Raw genomic sequence first — 18,896 nt, 5'->3', positions numbered from 1 at the left:
ATCTCTAACCGTCATGCTCGCCCTTGTGGCGAGCATCTACGTCTTGAACACCGCGCTGCCCGAGGGAAGACGCGGATGGCCGGGACAAGCCCGACCATGACGCACTGATCTTACGCCACCACCCGCTCGACCCGGCTGATCACGCGCTTCTCGCGCAGTTCGCTGATGATCGCCGAGAGGTGCTTCAGGTCCCAGACCGTCAGGTCGATGGTGACGTCGGTGAAGTCCGGCGTCGGGCGCACCATCTGGACCGCGTCGATGTTGCCGTCGTGCTCGGCGATCGTCGTGGTGATCTGGGCGAGCGAGCCGGGCTCGTTGATGGAATTCAGCATGATCCGGGCGGGGAAGCGCTGCGGGCGGCTGTCGTCGAGATCCCAGCGGACGTCGAGCCAGCGCTCCGGCTCGTTGTCGAAGGCGGCGAGCGAGGGCGACTGGATCGGATAGATCGTCACCGCCTCGCCCGGCGTCAGGATACCGACGATACGGTCGCCCGGCACGGCGCCGCCGCCCGGCGCGAAGCGCACCGGCAGGTCGCCGCCGAGACCACGGATCGGGATCGCATCGGCGCCGGGAGTCTCCTCCGGCAACTTGAACTTGAGGTTCTCTCCGCCCTGGCGCAGCTCGAACCAGCCCTTCCCGGCCGGCGCCTTGGCCTTGGCGTCGAGCGCCAGGCGCTTCTCGGGTTCGAGATCCGGATAGACCGCCTTGACCACGTCGCCCGAGAACATCTCGCCGCGGCCGACCGCAGCGAAAACGTCGTCGACGGCCGTACGGGCCAGGCGTTTCAGCGCCGCCTTGAGCTTGTCGTCGGAGAAGGGCCGCTCGGCGCGCTGGAAGGCCCGTTCGAGGATCTGGCGGCCGAGCCCGGCATATTGCCGGCGCACGGCGGCCCGCGTGGCACGACGGATGGCGGCGCGGGCCTTGCCGGTGACCGCGAGGGATTCCCAGGCGGCGGGCGGTGCCTGCCCTTCGGCACGGGTGATCTCGACCTCGTCGCCGTTCTGCAGCTCGGTCAGGAGCGGCGCGATCCGGCCATTGATCCTCGCGCCGACGGCGGTGTTGCCGACGTCGGTGTGGACGGCATAGGCGAAGTCGATCGGGGTGGCGCCACGCGGCAGCGCGATCAGCCGGCCCTTGGGCGTGAAGCAGAAGACCTGGTCATGGAAGAGCTCGAGCTTTGTATGCTCGAGGAACTCCTCAGGATTGTCGCCCTCGGCCAGGAGGTCGACGGTGCGGCGCAGCCATTGATAGGCGCGGCTTTCATCCGCCTCGCCGATCGCGCCGGCGGTGCGCCCGTCCTTGTAGCGGGCATGGGCGGCGATGCCGAATTCGGCGACGCGATCCATCTTATCGGTGCGGATCTGCAGTTCGACGCGCTGGCGGCCGGGGCCGACGACGGTGGTGTGAAGCGAACGATAATCGTTCTGCTTCGGCGTCGAGATGTAGTCCTTGTAGCGGCCGGGAACCATCGGCCAGGTCATGTGGACGATGCCGAGCACGCGATAGCAATCCTCCGGCGCATCGACGATGACGCGGAAGCCGAAAATGTCGGAAAGCTGCTCGAAGGAGACGGATTTGCGCTCCATCTTCTTCCAGATCGAGTAAGGCCGCTTGCGCCTGCCATAGACCTGCGCCTCGATGCCGCGCTCGGCGAGCTTGGCCTTGAGGTCGTTCTCGATCTCGCTGATGACGCGCCCCTCGCGCTGGGTCACCTCCTCCAGCCGCTTGGTGATGGTCTCGTGCGCTTCCGGCTTGATGTGGCGGAAGGCGAGTTCCTCGAGTTCCTCGCGCAGTTCCTGCATGCCCATGCGGCCGGCGAGCGGCGCATAGATCTCAACCGTCTCCTCGGCGATGCGCAGGCGCTTCTCGGGCGCCATGTAATGCAGGGTGCGCATGTTGTGCAGCCGGTCGGCGAGCTTGACCAGCAGCACGCGGATATCGTCGACGATGGCGAGCAGCAGCTTGCGGAAATTCTCGCCCTGCGCCGCCTTCTTGGAGACCAGGTCGAGCTTCTTGATCTTGGTCAGCCCGTCGACGAGACGGCGGATGTCGGGGCCGAAGAGATTCTCGATCTCCTCGAGCGTCGCCTCGGTGTCCTCGACGGTGTCGTGCAGGACGGCGGCGACGATGGTGGCGTCGTCGAGCTTGAGATCGGTCAGCAGCGCCGCGACTTCGAGCGGATGCGCGAAGAACGGATCACCCGAGGCACGCTTCTGCGTGCCATGCGCGCGCATGGCGTAGACATAGGCGCGGTTGAGCAGGTCCTCGTCCGTGTTCGGATTGTAGCGCTTGACCCTGTCGACAAGCTCGTATTGCCGCATCATGCCCATGCGGGCCCTGCTCCGCCGATCATCTTCCCTGAATCCGTTCAATATCGGCAAGGGCGCGCCTGCCGGCAAGGCGCCTGCTTGCGCAGCGGGCATGAAAAAGCCCGGCAGCGCCGGGCTTTAGCGATCATCGTCAACGATTTTCCACATTACGCTCCGGCACCCGGCCGGAGCGACGGGGGTCAGTCCTCGTCGTCGGCGCTCTCGGTCGGCGGCACCAAGCCGTCGAGGCCGCGCAGCAGGTCTTCTTCGCTCATCCGGTCGAACTGGACTTCCGAATCGGGGGTGGCGACATGCGACTGCGAGGTCAGCAGCGGCACCGGATCGGCCTCGGGCTCGTCGACCTCGACATGCTTCTGCAGCGAGTGGATCAGGTCTTCCTTGAGATCCTCGGGCGTGAGCTTCTCTTCGGCGATCTCGCGCAGCGCAACGACGGGGTTCTTGTCGTTGTCGCGCGAAACGAGGATCGAGGAGCCGGACGCGATCATGCGGGCGCGATGGCTCGCGAGCAGGACGAGCTCGAAGCGGTTCTCGACCTTGTCGATGCAATCCTCAACGGTAACGCGAGCCATCCCGCGGGCTCCTTCCAGCTGTCGTCGATGCGATGGAAACGATGAAGGGCGCTCTTACAGCTTGCGCCGCGCAGATGCAAGATTTTCGCAGATGCGGTCAGAAGCGGCCTACAGCCCGCGCATGCGAGCGACGAGTTCCTCCAGGCCGGGCTCCGGTCGGCGCGCCGCGCCGGGCTCGTGACCGGCCATTGCCGGAAGCTCTTCCGGCCGCTGGTCGAGGAAGCGCATGCGCATCGTCGTTGCCACCGCCTCGCCGAAGGCGATGGCCTCGCGATTGCCGATCGAGGGCAGGAAGGCGATCGTGCTTGCCGAGGCGTCGGCGATCGCCGCGCGGATGATCTGCTGGTCGGCCTCGTTGGCGAGGCGCATGGCGAAGACGGTCGAGCACTGCGACAGGATCGTGGGATCGAGCTCGCCCGGGCGCTGCGTCACGATGCCGAGATAGGCGCCGTATTTGCGGCCCTCCCTGGCAATGCGGGCAATGGCCTGGCGCGTCGGCGCGAAACCCAGCGCCTGGTTCTGCGGGACGTAGCGGTGCGCTTCCTCGCAGAGCAGCAGAATCTCGTACCCGCCCCGGCTCGACATTGCGAGGTCGAAGGCGAGCCGCGCCAGGCTCGAGGCCACCGCATTCACCACCTCGGAAGGCAGGCCGGCGAGCTGGAAGACCGTGACCCGCCGGCCCTGATGCGGCACGCGGAAGATCTGGCCGATCACCGGCGCGATCGTCTCGATGCTGTTGGCATGGGCAAAGAGGAAGCCGTAGCGCGGATCGGCGTGCAGCGTCTCCAGACGCACGCGCAGGGACCGCAGCGTGGCGCGCGGGTAGCGCTGTTCGTGCAGGCCGATCAGCTCGTCGATCGCGGCGAAGAGGTCCGCAATCCTATAGGGCACGGCCAGACCGGCCGCGCCGCCCATTTCCGCCGGACGGCGCGCGCCAAGGTCGAGCGGCCGCTTCAGTACGCTGCTGCCGAGGTCGCGCGCCATGTCGTGAGCCGCGCCGCTTCGGTAGCGGCTGCGCGCGACCGCGATCACCTCGCGCAGGATCTCGGCCTCGTCCTCGACCAGTGGCCGCCCGCGGAAGACGATGTCGGCGAACTCGTCGAAACGGAAGGTCCAGAACGGCAGGTCGAGCGTCTGCGCGTCGATGCGGACCGAATTCTCGGGGAAAGCGTGGGCGTACTCGTTGTGCGGATCGAGGATCAGCACCCGCAGATTGGGCTTGGCTTCCACCGCCTTGCGAAGGAGGAGCGCGACCGCGCTCGACTTGCCGACGCCAGTGGTGCCGAGCACGGCGAAATGGCGCGAGAGCAGGCGCTCTATGCTGACCGTTGCCGGGATTGCGCCGTCCTGCGACAGCGTACCGATCTCGGCGCCTTCATGTTCGCCGAGATCGTGGACTGCGGCGAGGTCGCGCGAGCGGATGCGATGCGCCAAGGAACCCAGCGGCGGATAGGTCGAGATGCCGCTCTGGAAACGGCAGCTACCGTCTGGCAGGTCGACCACCTCGCCGAGCAGCTCGACGTCGATGCCGATCGCATTCGCGCCGCTCTCGTCCCAACCCGAGCTCATGACGCGCATCTGGTAGACGAGCCCGACGACCCGGCTTTCGCCGAGATTAATCGAGATCAGGCGGCCGACGGCCCAGATATTGTTCGGGCCGAGTGCCGGCCCGGTGACAGCAGCGACGATGGTGGCGCGTGCGCCGGAGCACGATACCACCCGGCCGAGCGAACGGTCTGGCGGCTGGCTGGCGTCGCGCCGATCCGGCGAAACGTCCGCTTCGAAGAGCTTTCGGTCCGAGATGGAGTACTGCATCGCCAGAGAATAGCGCGCAGGTCTTAACAACAGCTCGCTCCCGCAAGGGCGGATCCGGAGCGAATACTCACGGTACCCGCCATCGATCAACAACGCTGAAGATGCCGATCAATTCCGTTGCCTTGAGCCGGCGCCGGCCAAGGCGTACAGGCTAGCGTGGAGCTGGGGACCGTGACGATGCCGAAGAACCGCCTGCGCCTTGGGATCAATGTCGACCACGTCGCCACGGTGCGCAATGCACGCGGCGGTGCCCTGCCCGATCCGGTTCGTGCCGCCCATCTCGCTATCGCCGCCGGCGCCGACGGCATCACCGCGCATCTGCGCGAGGACAGGCGCCACATTCGCGACGCCGACATGGAGCGGCTGGCGCGCGAGCTTTCGAAGCCGCTCAACTTCGAGATGGCGGCGACGGAGGAGATGATCGTCCTCGCCGAGAAGCTGAAGCCGCACGCCGCCTGCCTGGTTCCGGAGAAGCGTGAGGAACGGACGACGGAGGGCGGGCTCGACGTCGTCGGTCAGGCTGCGCCTCTAGCGCCCGCGATCGCCCGTCTTAAAGCGGCCGGCTGCCGGGTCTCGCTGTTTATCGAGCCCGACGAGGCGCCGATCGCGATGGCGGCCGAGCTCGGTGCGCCCGTCGTCGAGCTCCACACCGGAACCTGGTGCCACGCCGTCGCCGATGGGCATTCCGCCAAGGCCGAAGCCGAGTTCCAGCGCCTCGCCAAGGGCGCCGCCTTCGCCGCCTCGCTCGGGCTGGAAGTCCATGCCGGCCACGGGCTCGACTACGACACGGCGCGCAAGCTCGCCGCCGTTCCCGACTTCGTCGAGTTCAATATCGGCCACTTCCTGATCGGCGAGGCAATCTTCGTCGGCCTAGAAGCCACCATCGCCCGGATGCGCCAGGCGATGGACGAGGGCCGCACCGCCGGATAAAGCGGGTCTATGATCCTCGGCATCGGCTCCGACCTCTGCGACATCCGCCGCATCGAGAATTCGCTGCAGCGTTTCGGGACGCGCTTCACGCAGCGCGTCTTCACGGAAGGCGAGCAGGCGAAATCGGATCGCAGGGCGACCCGCGCGGCCTCCTATGCCCGCCGCTTCGCCGCGAAAGAGGCCTGCTCCAAGGCGCTCGGCACCGGCATCAGCCACGGCGTGTTCTGGCGCGACATGGAAGTGGTCAACCTGCCCGGCGGGCGACCGACCATGAAGCTGACCGGGGGCGCGGCGGCGCGGCTCGCCAAGATGACGCCGCCGGGACATGAGGCGATCGTCCATGTCTCGCTGACGGACGACCCGCCGCTGGCCCAAGCGTTCGTGGTGATCGAGGCGCGGCCAATCCCCGTCGAGTAAAAAGCCGACCGCCCTGCTCGGGCGGCCGACTGAAGGTTCGCGCTGGCGCCTGCCAGTGCCAAAGACGGCCAATCAGGCCTCGTCGTTGATCCAGCGATAGAGCACGCCGCCGAAGATGCCGCCGAGGATCGGCGCCAGCCAGAACAGCCAGAGCTGCGAGATCGCCCAACCACCGACGAAGAGGGCTGGGCCGGTCGAGCGTGCCGGGTTCACCGAGGTGTTGGTGACGGGAATGCTGACGAGATGGATCAGCACCAGCGCCAGACCGATGGCCAGCGGTGCGAAGCCGACCGGCGCCTGCTTGCTGGTCGCGCCGAAGATCACGAAGAGGAAGACGGCGGTCATGACGAATTCCATCACGAAGGCCGCGCCGAGGCCGTATTTGCCAGGCGAATGCTCGCCATAGCCGTTGGACGCGAAGCCCTTGGCGACGTCGAAGCCGGGCGCACCGCTGGCGATGAAGTAGAGCACCGCCGCCGCCGCAATACCGCCAATGACCTGCGACACGATATAGCCAGGGACCTGGCTGGCGGGGAACCGGCCACCTGCCGCCAGACCGATGGTCACGGCCGGGTTGAAGTGCCCGCCCGAAATGTGCCCGACCGCATAGGCCATGGTCACGACGGTGAGGCCGAAGGCCAGCGCGACGCCGAGCAGGCCGATGCCGACCTGCGGGAACCCGGCAGCGATGACCGCGCTGCCGCAGCCGGCAAAGGTGAGCCAGAACGTACCGATGACTTCGGCGGCATATTTCTTTGCACCCATGATGATTCCCCAAAAAATCGGCAGTACGGTGCGATGCTGTTCTTGCGCGGCATTTTCGTCAACGCGTACCGCTTTACTTCTTCCGCGCATGGGACAGGACAGCCATGCGCCTCCCGAGGTTCCACAGCGCACGAGGCCGTGACGCGATGCGCGTTGTCCCTCGCCCGACATTCGGCTAGACCGCGCATTCAAACGGTAGCCAGCAGGAGCCCCTTGTGGCCAACGACGCGGAAATCAAGAGCAAGGCCAAGGACGAAGGCGGGTTCCTGGAGACGGTCAAGGTCGTCGTCCAGGCGCTGCTGATCGCCCTGGTGATCCGCACCTTGCTGTTCCAGCCCTTCAACATCCCGTCGGGCTCGCTGATCCCGACCCTGCTGATCGGCGACTATCTGTTCGTCTCGAAATACACCTATGGCTATTCCAAGCATTCGGTGCCGTTCAGCCCGCCGCTGTTCAACGGCCGCGTCTGGGCCGCGGAGCCGAAGCGCGGCGACATCGCCGTGTTCAAGCTGCCGAGCGACAATTCGACCGACTACATCAAGCGCGTAATCGGCCTGCCGGGCGACCGGATCCAGATGATCGACGGCGTGCTGCACATCAACAACCAGGCGGTGAAGCGCGAGCGTATCGCCGACTTCACCACCACCGACCCCTGGGGCCGCACGGCGCCGGCGATCCAGTATCGCGAGACGCTGCCCAATGGCGTCAGCCACCAGATCATCGAGCGCGAGGGCGATACCGGCACTTTCGACAACACGCCGGTCTTCACGGTGCCAGCCGGGCACTTCTTCATGATGGGCGACAATCGCGACAACTCGCTGGATTCGCGTGATCGCAGCGTCGGCTACGTGCCCTTCGAGAATTTCGTCGGCCGCGCCGAGATCATCTTCTTCTCGATCGACGAGGGCGCCTCCGCCTGGCGGATCTGGGAATGGCCCTGGACCGTACGCTGGAACCGCATGTTCACGACGATCAAGTGACGAAACCCAGTGAAACCGGCCGCAAGCTGCCGGAGCTCTCGAGGCTCGAGGCAAAGCTCGGCCACCGCTTCGCCGAACGCTCCCTGCTGGAGACGGCGCTGACCCATATGAGCGCCGATCAGCGTCGGCTCGCCAGCTATCAGCGCCTCGAATTCCTCGGCGACCGGGTGCTCGGCCTCTCGATCGCCGACATGCTGTTCACCACCTTCCCGCAGGCGGTCGAAGGCGACATGTCGCGCCGCCTCGCCGATCTCGTGCGCAAGGAGACATGCGCCGAGGTCGCCGCCGCCTGGGATCTCGGCCCGCATCTGCGCCTCGGCGAAGGCGAGATCCTGGCCGGAGCCCGCAAGAACAAGGCGATCCTGGCCGATGCCTGCGAGGCCGTGATCGGCGCCGTCTTCATCGATGGCGGCTATGCGGCTGCGCGCAAACTGGTCGAGGCCGGCTTCGGCCAGCGCCTGCTGACGCCCGTAACGCCGCTGCGCGATGCCAAGACGGCGCTTCAGGAATGGGCGCAGGGCCAGGGTCATCCGACCCCGACCTATGCCGAACTCGCCCGCTCGGGCCCCGACCACGCTCCGGTCTTCCGGATCGCGGTACGGATCGGCACCTTGGTGGAAGCCGAGGCCGAGGGGCGCTCCAAGCGCCTCGCCGAGCAGGCGGCCGCCGAAACTCTCCTGCGCCGGCAGGGCCTGTGGAACGAAAATGCGGAGGGCGAGCATGGCTGAGCCTCAATTGCCGACCCGTTGCGGCTTCGTCGCGCTGATTGGCGCCCCCAATGCCGGCAAGTCGACGCTGCTGAACCAGCTCGTCGGCGCCAAGGTCTCGATCGTCTCGCGCAAGGTCCAGACGACGCGGACGCAGGTGCGCGGCATCGCGCTGTCGGGACCGACCCAGATCATCTTCGTCGACACGCCAGGCATCTTCGCGCCAAAGCGCCGCCTCGACCGCGCCATGGTGACCAGTGCCTGGGGCGGTGCCGGCGATGCCGACCTGATCGGCGTGCTGATCGATGTCGAGCGTTTCAACCATGAGGAGAATACGCGCCTGCTGGAAAAGCTCGCCGAGCTGAAGCAGCCGAAGTTCCTGATCCTCAACAAGATCGACACCGTCCCGAAGGAAAAGCTCCTCGCCATCACCGCGCAGGTCAACGAGCTCGGCAAGTTCGAGACGACCTTCATGATCGCGGCGCTGACGGGCTATGGCGTCAAGGACATCCTGACCTGGCTCGAGACGCGGCTGAAGCCCGGACCGTGGCTCTACCCGGAAGACCAGATCTCCGACGCGCCGCTGCGCTTCCTCGCCGCAGAGATCACGCGCGAGAAGATCTTCGAGCGCCTGCACGACGAGCTGCCCTACCGCTCGACCGTCGAGACGGAGAGCTGGCAGCAGCGGCCGGACGGCTCGGTCAGGATCGAGCAGACGATCTATGTCGAGCGCGAAAGCCAGCGCAAGATCGTGCTCGGCGAAGGCGGCCAAACCATCAAAGCGATCGGCCAGAAGGCGCGCGTTGAGATCTCTGAGGCGGCCGAAGCGAAGGTCCACCTCTTCCTGTTCGTCAAGGTTCGTGAGAACTGGAGCGACGATCCGGAGCGCTATCGCGAAATGGGCCTGGAGTTCCCGAAGGGCTGAACCGGCCCTGTCTCGCCGCACGGAAAAGCCGCGGCGAAGCGCCAGGGACCCTACGACCAATGCCGGGATTTTGACCGGCATTCGACATTGTTACACCGCCTTTGTTGCAGATTCTTTATAATCGAACGAATTTCAGCGGGAGATATTGCCATGGCAGCCGAGCCGCGCATCGCGCTCTTCATTGATGGCGCAAATCTCTATGCCACCTCGAAGCAGCTCGGCTTTGACATGGATTACCGCCGGCTGCTCAAGGAATTCCAGGGCCGCGGCAACCTTATCCGCGCCTTCTACTTCACCACCCTGATCGAGAGCGAGGAGTACACCTCGATCCGGCCGCTGGTCGACTGGCTCGACTATAACGGCTACCGGGTCATCACCAAGGCGGCGAAGGAGTTCACCGACGCGACCGGGCGCCGGCGCGTCAAGGGCAATATGGACATCGAGCTGGCGATCGAGATGCTCGAACTCGCGCCGCATCTCGACCAGATCTACCTGTTCTCCGGCGATGGCGATTTCCGGCCGCTGGTCGAAGCGGTGCAGCGCAAGGGCGTCAAGGTTTCGGTGGTCTCTACCATCAACACCAACCCGCCCATGGTAGCCGACGATCTGCGCCGGCAGTGCGACGAATTCGTCGAGCTCGGCAACCTCATGCAGAAGGTCGGACGCGATCCGGCCGAGCGCAGCGCCCGAACCCCGAGCGGACATGGCACGCCTGCCCATCCCGGGCTCGAGCGGCGTTACGGCATCCGCCAGAGCGACGAGCCTACCGACACCTGAGGCTCCGACCGTCGGCAGAGTCCGCCGCGGAGCCGGCAATCCGTTTCGTCATTCCAGCCGCAGCGAAGCGGAACGCCGGAATCCATCGTAGCGTTCCTGCGACCTTCGACAGATTCCGGGTCTGCGCCGCTATGCGGCTTGCCCGGAATGACGGGGGCCTGTGTCAGTCCGAATAAACACCGCGGTCGCCCTCACCCGCCCGTCTTCATGATCCGCGCCTTGTCGCGGTTCCAGTCGCGGGTCTTCTCGGTCTCGCGCTTGTCGTGGAGCTTCTTGCCCTTGCCGAGGCCGAGCTCGACCTTCGCCCGGCCCTTGTCGTTGAAATAGACCTTGAGCGGGATGACGGTGTAGCCTTCGCGCTGGATCGCCCCCATCAGCTTGTTGATCTGGCGGCGATGCAGCAGCAGCTTCCGCGGCCGGCGCACATCGTGATTGAAGCGATTGGCTTCCAGATATTCCGGGATATGGGCGTTGAACAGGAAGAGCTCGTCGCCCATCGGGCCGGCATAGCTTTCGCCGATCGTCGCCTTGCCGCCGCGCAGGGACTTGATCTCGGTGCCCTGCAGGGCGATGCCGGCTTCCAGCGTCTCGGTGATCGCGTAGTTGTAGCGGGCCTTGCGATTATCGGCCGCGAGCTTGTAGCGCTCGGGATCGGGCTTGCTCATTCAGAAAACTCCGGCTTCGGCGGCCGCGGATGGCGACCGCCGAACGCCTCACTTAAGCATTGAGCAGGCCGGCGTGAACCATGGCGCCGCGAATGACCTCGCCGGTCGCCGGCGTCACCGGCAGCAGGGGCAGGCGGACCTCCTCGGAAATGCGGCCGAGCAGCTTCAGCCCGTGCTTGGCGCCGGCCAGGCCCGGCTCCTTGAACACGGCGTCATGCAGCGGAACCAGCCGGTCCTGCAGCTTCAGCGCGCCGGCATAATCACCCTTGAGGGCGCAGACCATCAGCTCGGCACAGAGCTTGGGCGCGACATTGGCGACGACCGAGATGCAGCCATGACCGCCCGCCGCCATATAGGCCAGCGCCGTCATGTCCTCTCCCGAAAGCTGGATGAAGTCGTTGCCGAGCGCATGACGCTGCTGCGAGACGCGCGCGAGGTTGGCGGTGGCGTCCTTCACCCCGGCGATGTTCTTCAGCTCGTAGAGCCGCTTCATCGTCTCGACCGACATGTCGACGACCGAACGCGGCGGGATGTTGTAGATGATGATCGGGATGCCGACCGCATCGTTCACCGCCTTGAAGTGCTGATACATGCCCTCCTGGGTCGGCTTGTTGTAATAGGGCGTGACCACGAGCAGGCCCTGGGCGCCGGCCTTCTCGGCATGCTTGGCCAGGGCGATCGCCTCGGTGGTGTTGTTCGAGCCGGCGCCGGCGATGACAGGCACCCTGCCCTTCGCCTGGTCGATGACGATCTCGGTGACCTCACCGTGCTCGTCATGGCTCAGCGTCGGGCTTTCGCCGGTGGTGCCGACGGGCACGAGCCCATGGCTGCCGCTCTCGATCTGCCAGTCGACAAGCGCGCGCAGGGTCGCTTCGTCGATCTTGCCGTCCTTGAACGGCGTCACCAGAGCGGTGAGTGAACCGGTGAAGGGCACATGCTTGGTCATGGGCGGTCCTGAAAACGACATAGTTGCGCGGAAAACGGGCGACAGACATAGCCTTTCAGTCGCAGTCCGCAAAGCCAGCAACCCATCAATTATCGTGGCGGCATGGTTAGGACTTCATAAAGCTCCGTCTCGGAGCATAGGCCACTGCTACGATTCTGTTTGCCGGAGCAGGTTGTGCAAAAGTCGGCAGCTCTTTTGCGCCGAGGACGTGCTCCAGTTCGTAACGCTGCGCACCTTCTCCCGTTCGACCCCTCCGGCCGAACGAGAGAAAGCGCGCTAGGGGGGATCCCTCGATGGCGCTATCGCCGGGCCGACGGTTCTTTGGAGCTGGCCTGACGCTCATATTGGTGGCAACCGGCCCGTGCTCGGCAGGCCCCGACGGCTCGCATCCCTTTCAGGAAGAGCGGCTGGTGAGCGTCAACACGCCTGCAGCAGATACCGGAAACACCAGCGTCGATGTCGGCGTCACGGCCTCGCTCGCGCCGCAGGCCGAGCCGCCCGCATCGCCCGCGCCGCCGGCAGAGATCGCCCGGCCGGAAGAGCGGATCGACCTCGAGCCGCTGAAGAAGGCGGTCGTGGCCTATCGCACCGGCAAGTTGGAAGAGGGCGACGCCGTCGCCCGCGGCGTCGACGACAAGGCGGTGCGCGGCATGCTGGAATGGGTGGCGCTGCGCAGCCTGACCAATGTGGTGAGCTTCGAGCGCATCGACGCCTTCCTCGACGAGTTTCCGAACTATCCCGGCACCACCCCGTTCCGTCGGCGTGCCGAAGCGGCGCTGATCAACGACCGCCGCAGCCCGGAGACCGTCCGCGCCTTCTTCCATGGCGGCGAGCCGATCAGCCCGGCCGGCCGCGTCGCGCTCGCACGGGCCCTCGCCGCCGAGGGCAAGCAGCAGGAAGCGCTGGCGCTCGCGCGCCGGACCTGGCTCAACGACCATCTCGGCGCCGGGCTCGAAAAGATCGTGCTCGACAATTTCGGCGACAAGCTCAGCACCGCCGACCATCGCCTGCGCACCGAGCGCTACCTCTTCGCAGGAAAGAGCGAGGAGGCGCTGCGCAATGCCGCGCGCGTCTCCCAGGACTATGTCGCGCTGGCGAAGGTCCGCCTCGCCTCGGCCAAGGCCAAGGGCCCGATCGCGCAGAAGCAGATCGACGCCGTGCCCGCCGCCATGAAGAAGGACATCTCCTTCGCCTTCCTGCAGGCGCAGCAGGCACGCCGCAGCGGCAAGGCTGCGGATGCGGCGAAGGCCATCGCCGAGGTCCCGCGCGACCCGGCCCTGCTCGGCGACGGCGACGGCTGGTGGACCGAGCGCCGGCTGATCGCCCGCAGGCTGCTCGACGATGGCGACGCCAAGGGCGCCTATGCGGTCGTTTCCGGCCATGGCGCCGAGGACACGGCCGAGCGCATCGACGCCGAGTGGCATTCCGGCTGGATCGCGCTGCGCTTCGAAAAGGACGCCGAACGCGCGGCCAAGCACTTCGCCGAGGCCGCCAAGATCGCCGAGACGCCGATCTCGGTCGCCCGCGCCACCTACTGGCAGGGCCGCGCTGCCGACGTGCTCGGCAAGGCCGAGGAGGCGAAGGCCTTCTATGGCCGCGCCGCCGAGCACCCCGTCGCCTATTACGGCCAGCTTGCCCGCGCGCGGCTTGGCCTCACGGACCTGCCGGTCAGGCGTACGGTTGCGGCGCCGCTCGCGCATCTGCCCGGCTTCAAGGCCGCCAAGCTGCTCTACGAGATCGAGGCGCCCGATCTCGCCGGCCAGTTGCTGATCGACCTGTCGCAGCGCCTGCACGATACCGCCGCGCTCGAGGCCATCGCCGACCTTGCCCGCCAGCGCAGCGACGCCAAGACCTTGCTGACCATCGGCAAGATCGCCCTGCAGCGCGGTTTTCCGCTCGACGAGGCCGCCTTCCCGACCTCGGGCGTGCCTGAGTTCCCGGTGCTCGGCGATCCGATGGAGCGGGCCATCGTCCACGCGATTGCCCGGCAGGAAAGCGCCTTCGACCCGGCGGCAGTCTCGCATGCCGGTGCGCTCGGCCTGATGCAGATGATGCCGGCGACGGCGCGCGAGACGGCAAGACGGGCACAGCTGCCGTTCGAGCTCGACCGGCTGACCAAGGACCCGCTCTATTCGGCGAAGATGGGGGCTGCCCATCTCAACGACCTGCTCGGCGACTGGCGAGGCTCCTACATCCTGACCTTCGCCGCCTACAATGCCGGCTCGGGCAATGTGAAGAAATGGATCACCGCCTATGGCGACCCGCGCCTTCCCGAGGTCGATGCCGTCGATTGGGTCGAGCGCATCCCGTTCTCCGAGACGCGCAATTATGTCCAGCGCGTCATGGAAAACCTGCAGGTCTATCGCCAGCGCCTGAACCAGCGCACCGCCTACATGATCGACCAGGATCTGAAACGCGGCGGAAAGCGCGATTGAGGCATGGTTCATCCCGCCCCAAAGGGGCGAGAAGGGGCTTTGCCGCAGCGGAGCCGGCATGCGACAAGCCTTGTCGACCACACGACAGGATCACGCATGGACGCCGATAGCGGATTCCGCTCGCTCTATTTCAGCGCCCGCGACGGGCTGAAACTGCATGTGCGCGAATACGGCCCGCTCGCGGCGCGCGCCCTGCCTGTCATCTGCCTGCCCGGCCTCGCCCGCACCGCGGCCGACTTCCACGAGCTGGCGCTGGCGCTGAGCAGCGATCCCGCCGAGCCCCGGCGGGTGCTCGCCCTCGACTATCGTGGGCGCGGCCGCTCGGAGTACGACCGCGACTGGCGCAACTACGACATCCGCGTCGAGCTCGACGACCTCATGCAGGTTCTCGCGGCCACCGGCATCGAGGAAGCGGCCTTTGTCGGGACCTCGCGCGGCGGGCTGCTGACCATGGCGCTGGCCGTGGCGCGGCCAAGCGTGATCAAGGGCGTCGTGCTCAACGATGTCGGGCCGGTGATCGATGCGCGCGGCCTGCTGCGCATTCGCGGCTATGTCGGCAAGCTGCCCACGCCGCGCAGCTTCGCCGAGGGCGCCGAGATCCTGAAAAGGCTTTCGGACCAGCAGTTCCCGCTCTTCGGCGACCGGGAATGGGAGGTCATGGCCCGCCGCACCTGGACCGAGCGCGGCGGCGCGCTCGTCCCCGATTACGATCCGCGGCTGCTCAAGACACTCGAAGAGCTCGATCTCGAAGCGCCGCTGCCGGTGCTCTGGCCCTATTTCGCCGCGCTGAACCACGTCCCCGTCCTCGGCATTCGCGGCGAGAACTCCGACCTGCTGGCCGAGCAGACCTTGACGGAGATGGCCGGGCGCCATCCGCAATGCGAGATCTTTACCGCGCCGGGACAGGGCCACGCGCCGCTGCTCGGCAGCCGCGACATGACGAAACGCATCGGCAGGCTGGTGAGCCGCGCGGAGAAACGCGCCGCCTGACGGCGCGCCGGCAAAAGGCTCGCCGGCGAGCGGTCGGCCTCGTCAGCCCTTGCCGCGCCGCTCTTTCTCTGCGCGCGAATGCGCCGTCTCGCCACCAGCGGCCAGGATGCGCGCTTCGGCCCGCCATTGCTCGGCGATGTCGCGCCCCGGAAAACCGGTGTGGTGCGCGATATAGCGCAGCTCTTCCGTCCCGAGCGCAGCGAGCTGGTCGAAATGCCAGATGCCGAGCCCGTTCAGCTTTTCGGCGATGGCGTTGCCGACACCGTCGATCAGCGACAGATCGTCCGGCTTGCCGTCGCGGGCTGCCGTGAGCAGGTTACCCGGCCGCGTGCCTTCGAGAGCCGCACCGGACATGACGACGGGCGCTGCCTGATCGGCCGTCGCCGCGTCTCCGGCCAGTGTCGCAGCCTGCGCGACCCATTCCTCGCGCTCGATCCGGCCCGGGAAGGCGAGATAGCCGCCGACCCATTCGACATTCTCAGGCGTCCAGGCCGCGATCTGGCTGAAATGCCAGATGCCGAGCGCGTGCAGGCGTTCCTCGTTCTGCGGGCCGACGCCCTTGATCAGCTTGAGATCGTCGGCAACGCCGCCGCGCGCAGCGACATAGCCGGTCGGCCTGCGCCCGGCGATCGCATCCTCGCCGTCGAGCTTAGGCATCGGGGCAGGCTCTGCACTCCCGATTGGCGCAGGCAAGGCGCGGGGTGGTTGCGGCAGCGCCAGCCGCGGCGCAGGCAGGGCGAGCGCCGCTTCCGGCACCGGCGCATCGCCCTTGAGCAGGCAGCCGACCAGGCAGCCGGCGGCATAGACCGCCACATAGAGAAGACCGGTCTCGACCCAGAAGGCCGGCAGGTTGTTCAAGGCGCGCAGCCAGACCAGCGCCGCGGCGCCCGCCCAGAGCGCGACGACGAGCAGCACCTGGGCAGAAAGCAGGCCGCGCAGCCAGCCGCGACAGGTCAGCCAGCCGAAAACCAGGCCGATGGCGAAGGCTGCCACGAGAAACCAGGCAAAATGGAGCGCGAGATACAGCATGGCTTGCGTCCCTATTTCGCGACGGTGAACTGGACGCGGCGATTCTTGACCTTGGCTTCGGTATCGCCATGGGCAACCAGCGGCCGGTCGACGCCATAGCCCTTGACCTCGAGCTGGTCAGGATCCAGCCCACGCCGGACGAGTTCCTCGCGAACCCTCTGAGCGCGCCGCCGCGACAGGTCGAGGTTGTTGAAGCCCGCCCGCTCGCCGTCGAGATTGGCGTGGCCCTCGACGGTGACCCGCGAGGCCGGGCACTGCTTCAGAATCGCCGCAGCCTCGACCATCGCCCGCTCGGTGACAGGATCGAGCGTCACCACCGCCGTGCCCTGCCCGAACATCACGTAGTAGCGCTGGGTCAAGGCATCGAGATCGTTCTGGCAGGTGCTGGGCGGGTCGATGACGCAGCCGGTCTGGCGCATGGCGACCTCGGCCTTGCCGGTGAAGCCTTCCGGAAGACCGCTCGCGGCATTGGTTTCGATCTCGGCGCGTATGAGATCGCGGCAGGTAAGGCCCTGAACGCTGACGTCATGATCAACCACGCTTACCGAACCGAGGTCCAGCCGCAGCAGGTCCTGGATCGCACCGCGCGCCGCAACCCCGAAGCCGGCTGGCGCCGCCGGCACGATCGTCGTCTCGTCCTGAATCTTGCCGCGCAGCGGCGAGGCCTCGATCAGCGCCGCGATCGCCTGCTTCGAACCAGCATCCGGCAGATGGCCCGTCAGCGTGCCGCCGGTCTTGTCGACCGTGGCCGAGAAACCGTAGCGGTTGATGGTCAGCGCCGGCGTGCTGGAAAGCACAAGGCCAGCCGGCAGGGACTGCCCTTTAAGCGCCTCCTGCAGCGCCGTCCAACCGGCATGATCTGGCGCGGCGCCAGCAACCGAGAGATTACCGCCGTTCAGGCTGACACTGCCGCGCTCGATCTTCGCCAGAAGGCCGAGGGCGAAACGCGTCACGGCGCCGTAGTCGGCCGAGTTGCGCAGGTTCGGCTCGATACTGGTCCGATCGGTCAGCGCGCCGCGGCCAAGAGCTGTCCGGGCGAGTTCCGCCACAGCTATCCTGGCAGCCGAGTCGGGAGCGAAGCCCGACAAGGTGATGCCATCGGCCGATTTCTCGGCACGCCATTGCAGCGGGCGCGCCGGAACTGCAGGAGCAGGCGGTGGTGCCGGGGGCGGCGGCGCGGTCGCCACCGTCGGCGCCAGAGGCGCCTGCGGCGCGAGAGGCTCCGCGGGCGTTGGCGGTGGGGCAAAGGTGAGGTTGAGCGCCGGAGCCTCCGGCATGGGCGGCATCACCGGTGCGGGAGGTGGCGGCGGTGGCGGTGGGCAGGCGATCGTCGCCACTGCCACGGATTCCGGGCCATCCGCCTGGGCGATGTTGAGCCGTAGCGCCTCGCAGCTGGCGAAATCCTTCGGCCCCTCGCCGCTGATCCGGTAGCGGCCTCCCTCGAGTTCGACCTTGCCGCTGTGCAGACGCGCCAACTCCGAAATCGCGCGTCCGACTTGCGCCAGGAAAACCGGGGGCTCGCCAGCGGCCGGCAATGTCCTGTCGATGATCTTGCCTTCCCCGGGGAAGCCGCGTGCGAGCAGGACGCCGAACTCCCGCTTCACAGCCTCCGACGGGTAGAATCCGGAAATCGTCACGGTCCCGGCGGCACTCTTCTCGGCGCTCCAGGCATAGGGCGCGACAGTCGGCGGGTTGAGCGCGCAGTCGACTCGCGAAAAGCCTGCCGGGGCAGCCGTCGCCGCCGCGGCCCGCAGGGCCAGATAGGCCTCCGGCGTGGAGGCCGTACCCTCGACGCAGAAACGCGCATCGTCGAGCGCGACCTTGCCGGTGGCGAGGCGGCCGAGGTCGGCGATCATCGCCGCGGTCAGGGCCGCGAAACCGGCCGGCGCGCCGAAGGCTATTTTCTGCTGGTCCTCGATCGGCAGATCGGCTCCCAGCGCCCTGGCGGCAGCGAGATTGGCCTTCGCCGTCGCCTCGTCCGGCACGTAGCCGGCAAGCGTCAGCCGCTTCGCCTCGCGGTTGGCCGACCAGCTATAAGGCTTCTGCGCGACGACCTGGGTCAGGCCACCGATCACACGCCGGACGCCGAATTCGGACGTCAGCTGCGCCAACGCCTTGGCGGCACCGTCGGAGCTGGTCGCCTCGCCATCGAGATAGACGTCGCGGCCATCGACCCTGACCGTGACTTCGCGAATTCCCGGAGCCGCGCCAGCAAGAGATCCGGCTGCGAGAGCCCTGCCCTCGACATCCCTGCGAACCGCTTCGCCCTGAATCAGGTTTGCCGAGCTCCACAACACCGCCAGTGGAACGAATCCCCACAGCCAACCGGCCTGCCGCGTCATCCCCGACCCTCGCCCCTGCCACCGAATCGAACCGCTTCCGGCTCCTACGGCACCGCAAGAATCAGGCCCTATCCCACGATCAAGTCAAGCAAAGCGGCCAGGTTCTACCCCGGAATCGGCGGCCCGCGGCACTGGCGCGGCCGCGCGGTCGAGACGCCTCGCGTCGTCGCCAAGCTCGCATCATCGCCAAGCATCTCGTCAGCGCCCGCCGCAGGCCGCCAAAACGAAAGAAGCCCCGGGTTTCCCCGGGGCTTCCATCCTCACGATCGTAAGA

Annotated in this window: 16 protein-coding genes; 8 read left to right on the top strand and 8 right to left on the bottom strand. The window is 67.0% G+C overall.

Annotation, left to right across the window (positions count from 1 at the left end; all coding sequences use genetic code 11):
* Positions 1-110 precede the first annotated feature (110 nt).
* The 3 genes from DK26_RS15850 to DK26_RS15840 form a co-directional block, all read right to left on the bottom strand.
* The gene (locus DK26_RS15850) at positions 111-2,324 is read right to left on the bottom strand and encodes a bifunctional (p)ppGpp synthetase/guanosine-3',5'-bis(diphosphate) 3'-pyrophosphohydrolase (RefSeq protein WP_066475530.1); all 2,214 of its coding nucleotides are present in this window, start codon (positions 2,322-2,324) and stop codon (positions 111-113) included.
* Positions 2,325-2,509: 185 nt separating this feature from the next.
* The gene (rpoZ, locus tag DK26_RS15845; protein ID WP_066474411.1) at positions 2,510-2,899 is read right to left on the bottom strand and encodes a DNA-directed RNA polymerase subunit omega; all 390 of its coding nucleotides are present in this window, start codon (positions 2,897-2,899) and stop codon (positions 2,510-2,512) included.
* A 108-nt stretch (positions 2,900-3,007) separates the two neighbouring features.
* Positions 3,008-4,744: an ATP-binding protein gene (locus tag DK26_RS15840; RefSeq protein ID WP_157089682.1), complete on the bottom strand. Its 1,737-nt coding sequence runs from the start codon at positions 4,742-4,744 to the stop codon at positions 3,008-3,010.
* A 147-nt stretch (positions 4,745-4,891) separates the two neighbouring features.
* On the opposite strand from DK26_RS15840, the gene DK26_RS15835 reads away from it, so the two are divergent.
* Both DK26_RS15835 and acpS read left to right on the top strand, forming a co-directional pair.
* A complete protein-coding gene (locus DK26_RS15835; protein ID WP_066474407.1) occupies positions 4,892-5,644 on the top strand; it encodes a pyridoxine 5'-phosphate synthase in 753 nt (250 codons plus the stop codon).
* A gap of 9 nt (positions 5,645-5,653) precedes the next feature.
* The gene (gene acpS, locus DK26_RS15830) at positions 5,654-6,061 is read left to right on the top strand and encodes a holo-ACP synthase (RefSeq protein ID WP_066474405.1); all 408 of its coding nucleotides are present in this window, start codon (positions 5,654-5,656) and stop codon (positions 6,059-6,061) included.
* Positions 6,062-6,133: 72 nt separating this feature from the next.
* Here the strand turns inward: acpS and aqpZ are convergent, their stop codons facing one another.
* Complete coding sequence (aqpZ, locus tag DK26_RS15825) at positions 6,134-6,826, bottom strand: aquaporin Z (RefSeq protein ID WP_066474404.1); 693 nt, start codon at positions 6,824-6,826, stop codon at positions 6,134-6,136.
* 215 nt (positions 6,827-7,041) lie between these two features.
* Between aqpZ and lepB the strand changes: the two genes are divergently transcribed.
* The 4 genes from lepB (at position 7,042) to DK26_RS15805 (ending at position 10,215) form a co-directional block, all read left to right on the top strand.
* Positions 7,042-7,806 carry a signal peptidase I gene (gene lepB / locus DK26_RS15820; RefSeq protein WP_066474401.1) on the top strand — a complete coding sequence of 255 codons (765 nt, stop codon included), beginning with the start codon at positions 7,042-7,044 and terminating at the stop codon, positions 7,804-7,806.
* On the top strand, positions 7,803-8,534 hold the full coding sequence (rnc, locus tag DK26_RS15815; RefSeq protein ID WP_066474397.1) for a ribonuclease III: 732 nt from the start codon (positions 7,803-7,805) through the stop codon (positions 8,532-8,534). Before lepB ends, rnc begins: the two co-directional genes overlap by 4 nt.
* Complete coding sequence (gene era, locus DK26_RS15810) at positions 8,527-9,438, top strand: GTPase Era (RefSeq protein ID WP_083533264.1); 912 nt, start codon at positions 8,527-8,529, stop codon at positions 9,436-9,438. Before rnc ends, era begins: the two co-directional genes overlap by 8 nt.
* Before the next feature lie 150 nt (positions 9,439-9,588).
* A complete protein-coding gene (locus DK26_RS15805) occupies positions 9,589-10,215 on the top strand; it encodes an NYN domain-containing protein (RefSeq protein WP_066474393.1) in 627 nt (208 codons plus the stop codon).
* A gap of 191 nt (positions 10,216-10,406) precedes the next feature.
* Here DK26_RS15805 and smpB read toward each other — a convergent pair whose 3' ends face one another.
* Positions 10,407-10,880: an SsrA-binding protein SmpB gene (gene smpB, locus DK26_RS15800; RefSeq protein WP_066474389.1), complete on the bottom strand. Its 474-nt coding sequence runs from the start codon at positions 10,878-10,880 to the stop codon at positions 10,407-10,409.
* Between the two features lie 52 nt (positions 10,881-10,932).
* Complete coding sequence (gene dapA, locus DK26_RS15795; protein ID WP_066474386.1) at positions 10,933-11,826, bottom strand: 4-hydroxy-tetrahydrodipicolinate synthase; 894 nt, start codon at positions 11,824-11,826, stop codon at positions 10,933-10,935.
* 410 nt (positions 11,827-12,236) lie between these two features.
* Here dapA and DK26_RS15790 point away from each other — a divergent pair, with 410 nt between their 5' ends.
* Both DK26_RS15790 and DK26_RS15785 read left to right on the top strand, forming a co-directional pair.
* On the top strand, positions 12,237-14,261 hold the full coding sequence (locus DK26_RS15790; RefSeq protein ID WP_066474384.1) for a lytic transglycosylase domain-containing protein: 2,025 nt from the start codon (positions 12,237-12,239) through the stop codon (positions 14,259-14,261).
* Between the two features lie 96 nt (positions 14,262-14,357).
* Positions 14,358-15,251 carry an alpha/beta hydrolase gene (locus DK26_RS15785; RefSeq protein WP_066474381.1) on the top strand — a complete coding sequence of 298 codons (894 nt, stop codon included), beginning with the start codon at positions 14,358-14,360 and terminating at the stop codon, positions 15,249-15,251.
* 42 nt (positions 15,252-15,293) lie between these two features.
* Here the strand turns inward: DK26_RS15785 and DK26_RS29385 are convergent, their stop codons facing one another.
* Positions 15,294-16,280, bottom strand: a complete 987-nt coding sequence (locus DK26_RS29385; RefSeq protein WP_066474380.1) for a hypothetical protein — start codon at positions 16,278-16,280, stop codon at positions 15,294-15,296.
* Between the two features lie 11 nt (positions 16,281-16,291).
* Entirely contained in the window at positions 16,292-18,622 is a 2,331-nt protein-coding gene (locus DK26_RS29880) for an OmpA family protein (protein WP_066474378.1), read from the bottom strand.
* Positions 18,623-18,896: the final 274 nt, after the last annotated feature.

It is taken from the genome of Allobosea sp. WAO, from assembly GCF_001509835.1.
Lineage (GTDB): Bacteria > Pseudomonadota > Alphaproteobacteria > Rhizobiales > Beijerinckiaceae > Allobosea.
The sequence above is the reverse complement of the archived record's forward strand: the minus strand, read 5'-3'. Positions and strand labels throughout refer to the sequence as shown.

Coding starts and splice junctions, on each gene's coding strand:
- DK26_RS15850 (WP_066475530.1), bottom strand. CDS start 2,324: ATGATGCGGCAATACGAGCTTGTCGACAGGGTCAAGCGCTACAATCCG.
- rpoZ (WP_066474411.1), bottom strand. CDS start 2,899: ATGGCTCGCGTTACCGTTGAGGATTGCATCGACAAGGTCGAGAACCGC.
- DK26_RS15835 (WP_066474407.1), top strand. CDS start 4,892: ATGCCGAAGAACCGCCTGCGCCTTGGGATCAATGTCGACCACGTCGCC.
- acpS (WP_066474405.1), top strand. CDS start 5,654: ATGATCCTCGGCATCGGCTCCGACCTCTGCGACATCCGCCGCATCGAG.
- aqpZ (WP_066474404.1), bottom strand. CDS start 6,826: ATGGGTGCAAAGAAATATGCCGCCGAAGTCATCGGTACGTTCTGGCTC.
- era (WP_083533264.1), top strand. CDS start 8,527: ATGGCTGAGCCTCAATTGCCGACCCGTTGCGGCTTCGTCGCGCTGATT.
- DK26_RS15805 (WP_066474393.1), top strand. CDS start 9,589: ATGGCAGCCGAGCCGCGCATCGCGCTCTTCATTGATGGCGCAAATCTC.
- smpB (WP_066474389.1), bottom strand. CDS start 10,880: ATGAGCAAGCCCGATCCCGAGCGCTACAAGCTCGCGGCCGATAATCGC.
- dapA (WP_066474386.1), bottom strand. CDS start 11,826: ATGACCAAGCATGTGCCCTTCACCGGTTCACTCACCGCTCTGGTGACG.
- DK26_RS15785 (WP_066474381.1), top strand. CDS start 14,358: ATGGACGCCGATAGCGGATTCCGCTCGCTCTATTTCAGCGCCCGCGAC.
- DK26_RS29385 (WP_066474380.1), bottom strand. CDS start 16,280: ATGCTGTATCTCGCGCTCCATTTTGCCTGGTTTCTCGTGGCAGCCTTC.
- DK26_RS29880 (WP_066474378.1), bottom strand. CDS start 18,622: ATGACGCGGCAGGCCGGTTGGCTGTGGGGATTCGTTCCACTGGCGGTG.